The sequence below is a fragment of the Thioalkalivibrio halophilus genome (genome assembly GCF_001995255.1).
GTDB lineage: Bacteria > Pseudomonadota > Gammaproteobacteria > Ectothiorhodospirales > Ectothiorhodospiraceae > Thioalkalivibrio > Thioalkalivibrio halophilus.
The window spans coordinates 1-3,527 of sequence record NZ_MUZR01000060.1 but is presented as its reverse complement, the minus strand read 5'-3'; the positions used below and the strand labels follow the sequence as shown (position 1 = coordinate 3,527).

Here is a 3,527-nt window from a genome sequence, read left to right as displayed (position 1 = left end):
ACCCGGGGTGCTCTGCGGGGTCGGCACCGGCCCCGGGGACCCCGAACTGATGACCTTCCGCGCCGCGCGGCGCATCGCCGAGGCGCCGGTGGTGGCGTATTTCTGCAAGCGCGGGACCACCGGGCAGGCGCGGCGCATCGCGGATGCGCACATCGGTCCCGGGCAGATCGAGGAGGCGCTGGAGTATCCGGTGACCAACGAGATCGCCCACCAGGAGGAGAGCTACCGCAGCCGCATCGAGGCGTTCTTCGACCAGTGCGCCGAACGCCTGGCGGCCCATCTGGAGGCCGGCCGTTCGGTCTGCGTGCTCAACGAGGGCGATCCGTATTTCTACGGTTCGTTCATGCACGTGCACCTGCGCCTGCGCGAGCGCTTTCGCAGCGAGGTGGTGCCCGGGGTGATCTCGCCGATCGCCGCGGCGGCGCAACTGCCGGCGCCGCTGGTGATGCGCGACGACACCCTGAGCGTCGTGCCGGGGACGCTGCCGGAGGCGGAACTGGAGGCGGCGCTCGCGCCCGCGCAGGCTGCGGTGATCATGAAGCTCGGCAAGCAGCTGCCGAAGATCCGCCGCGTGCTGGAGCGCCTGGGGCTGACCGCGCGCGCCTGGTACATCGAACGCGCGAGCTTTGACGAGGAACGCGTGCGGCCGCTGGCCGAGGCGCTCGAGGAGACGCCCGGGGAGGCGCCGTATTTCTCCCTGATCGTGATCCACGGCGAGGGGGTACGGCGATGAGCGGGCGTCTGACCGTGGTCGGGGTCGGGCCGGCGGGCCCCGAATGGATCACGCCGGAGGTGGCCGCGCTGCTCGCCGATGCCACCGATCTGGTGGGCTACGGGCCGTACCTGGAGCGCGTGGCCGGGGCGCATCACCGCGTGCATGCCTCCGACAACCGCGAGGAACTGGCGCGCGCGGCGCATGCGCTGGACATGGCCGCCGAGGGGCGCGATGTGGCGGTGGTCTCCGGGGGGGATCCCGGGGTGTTCGCGATGGCCGCGGCGGTGTTCGAGGCCCTGGAGGGCGCGCAGCCGGGCCGCTGGGATGCGGTGGCGGTAGAGGTGCTGCCCGGGGTGTCGGCGATGCAGGCGGCCGCGGCGCGGCTGGGGGCGCCGCTGGGCAACGACTTCTGCGCGATCTCGCTGTCGGACAATCTCAAGCCGTGGTCGCTGATCCGGCGGCGGGTACGGCTGGCGGCCGAGGCCGACTTCGCCATGGCCTTCTACAACCCGATCTCGCGCGCGCGACCGTGGCAGCTGGGCGCGGCGCTGGACATCGTGCGCGAGGTCCAGGGCCCGGACACCCTGGTGGTGCTGGCCACCGCGGTGGGCCGCGGCGAGCGGGAGGAGCTGCGGGTTTCCACCCTCGGCGAAGTGGATCCGGCGGCGGCCAACATGAGCACGCTGGTGATCGTCGGCGCCGCCTCCACCCGGGTGCTGGAGCGTCGCTCCGGCCGGCGCCATTTGTACACCCCGCGCTATGTCGAGTCGGCGGAGTCGCAGTGAACGCGCGCGAGGCCTTCCAGCCACTCCAGGGCCGCCTGCGGGGCGTGGAAGCGGGGCACCCCGGGGGCGTCCGGTGGCCGGTCCACCATCACCACCGGGATGCCGCGTTCGCGCGCGGCCTGCAGCTTGGGGGCGGTGGCCTCGCCGCCGCTGTCCTTGGTGACCAGCACGTCGATGGCGTGGGTCTCCAGCAGCCGGTGCTCGTCGGCCAGGCTGAACGGGCCGCGGGCCCGCAGCCAGGTGACCCGGGGCAGCGCCGGCGGCGGTTCCGGCGGGTCGATGGTGCGGATCACGTAGTCCAGCTCGGGTGCGGCCGCGAAGGCCTCCAGGTGCTGGCGCCCGGTGGTGATGAGCACGCGCCGGCCGAGGCCGGGGAGCGCGCGGGCGGCGGCCTCCAGGTCGGACACGCGCAGCCAGTGATCCCCGGGGCCGGCCTGCCACGGCGGCCGGGTCAGCCGGGCCAGGGGCACGCCGGCCCGGCGCGTGGCGGCGACGGCATTGGCCGAGATCTGCCGCGCGAACGGGTGGGTGGCGTCGACCACGGCGTCGATGGCGTGGTCGCGCAGCCAGGCGGCGAGGCCGTCGGCACCGCCGAATCCGCCCGTGCGCCGGGTCAGCCGCGAGGGCGCCGGTTTGCGCGTGCGTCCGGCCAGCGAGACGGTGGCGTGCAGCCGCGGGTGGCCGTCCAGCAGCGGTTCCAGCGCCGCGGCCTCGGTGGTGCCGCCCAGCAGCAGGATCTGCCGCGGGCGCGCCGCCCGGGGGGCGGTATCGGTGGATGAACGGGAGCTCATGAGGATGACCAGTCTAGCCACGAACGAGGAGCGAGCGCCATGGCTGAACATCGTCGGCGTGGGCGCGGAGGGGCTCGCCGGGCTGGCCCCGGATGCCCGCATGGCGCTGGACACGGCGGCGACGGTGATCGGCGGCGCCAGGCATCTGGAGATGCTGCCGGAGCGGCCGGGGCAGGAGCGCCTGGTGTGGCCGTCGCCGCTGGAGACCGCGCTGGACTGGATCGAGGCGCGCGCCGGTCAGCCGCTGTGCGTGCTCGCCAGCGGCGACCCCTTCTGGTTCGGGGTGGGCGCGACCCTGATGCGGCGTTTTCCGGTCGCGCAGACCTGCGTCTGGCCGGCGCCCTCGGCGTTCAGTCTGGCCGCTGCGCGCATGGGCTGGCCGCTGCAGCAGACCCGCTGCCTGTCGGTGCACGGCCGGCCGATGGAGGCGCTGCGGCCCTGGCTGCATGACGGCGCGCGGCTGCTGATCCTGAGCCGCGACGGGGATACCCCGGCGGAACTGGCGCACTGGCTGACCGGGCTCGGCTTCGGCGATTCCACCCTGACCGTATTGCAGTCCCTGGGTGCGGACCGCGAGGCGGTCGTCCGCGCGCGCGCCGGGGCCTGGCCGGAGGTCGCGATCGAGGCGCTGAACACCGTGGCGCTGGAGTGCCGGGCCGATCCGGCGGCGCAGGTGCTGGCGGCCAGTGCCGGCCGCCCGGAGGCGCAGTTCGAGCAGGACGGACAGATCACCAAGCGCGAGGTGCGGGCAGTGGCGCTGGCCCTGCTGGCGCCCGGTCGCGGCGAGCGGCTGTGGGACGTGGGCGCCGGCTCCGGATCCATCGGCATCGAGTGGATGCTGGCGGATCCGGCCAACACCGCCGTGGCCATCGAGCCGCGCGCGGAGCGCCTGGAACGCATCGCGCGCAACGCGAGCACGCTGGGGGTGCCGGCGCTGCGTCCCATCCACGGGCGTGCGCCGGAGGCACTGGAAGACCTGCCGCCACCCGATGCGATCTTCATCGGCGGCGGGCTGACCACGCCGGGGCTGGTGGAGCACTGCATCGACCAGCTGCGCCCGGGCGGGCGGCTGGTCGCCAGCAGCGTGACCGTGGAAGGGGACGCGGTGCTGGCGGCGGCGCACGAGCGCCACGGCGGCGAGCTCACGCGGATCAACGTCAGCCGCGCGGAGCCGCTGGGCGGCATGGCCGGCTGGAAGCCGCTGCGGCCAGTGACCCTGTGGTCGCTGCGCCGGGG

At 74.6% G+C, this 3,527-nt stretch carries 4 protein-coding genes; 3 read left to right on the top strand and 1 reads right to left on the bottom strand.

Annotation, left to right across the window (positions count from 1 at the left end; genetic code table 11):
- Positions 1-7: 7 nt before the first annotated feature.
- Positions 8-733 (top strand): precorrin-2 C(20)-methyltransferase, encoded by a 726-nt coding sequence (locus tag B1A74_RS12560; RefSeq protein ID WP_244269216.1) that lies wholly within the window; start codon positions 8-10, stop codon positions 731-733.
- The gene (gene cobJ, locus B1A74_RS12555; protein ID WP_077244820.1) at positions 730-1,500 is read left to right on the top strand and encodes a precorrin-3B C(17)-methyltransferase; all 771 of its coding nucleotides are present in this window, start codon (positions 730-732) and stop codon (positions 1,498-1,500) included. Before B1A74_RS12560 ends, cobJ begins: the two co-directional genes overlap by 4 nt.
- Here cobJ and B1A74_RS12550 read toward each other — a convergent pair.
- Entirely contained in the window at positions 1,473-2,291 is an 819-nt protein-coding gene (locus B1A74_RS12550; RefSeq protein ID WP_077244819.1) for a cobalt-precorrin-6A reductase, read from the bottom strand. The two genes, cobJ and B1A74_RS12550, sit on opposite strands and share 28 nt — an antisense overlap.
- A 4-nt stretch (positions 2,292-2,295) precedes the next feature.
- On the opposite strand from B1A74_RS12550, the gene cbiE reads away from it, so the two are divergent.
- Positions 2,296-3,527 (top strand): precorrin-6y C5,15-methyltransferase (decarboxylating) subunit CbiE (gene cbiE / locus B1A74_RS12545; RefSeq protein ID WP_077244818.1); only part of this gene is annotated, 1,232 nt, incomplete at its 3' end.

What these genes read in the sequence shown, in the direction of transcription:
- cobJ (WP_077244820.1), top strand. Translation starts at nt 730, where the DNA reads ATGAGCGGGCGTCTGACCGTGGTCGGGGTCGGGCCGGCGGGCCCCGAA.
- B1A74_RS12550 (WP_077244819.1), bottom strand. Translation starts at nt 2,291, where the DNA reads ATGAGCTCCCGTTCATCCACCGATACCGCCCCCCGGGCGGCGCGCCCG.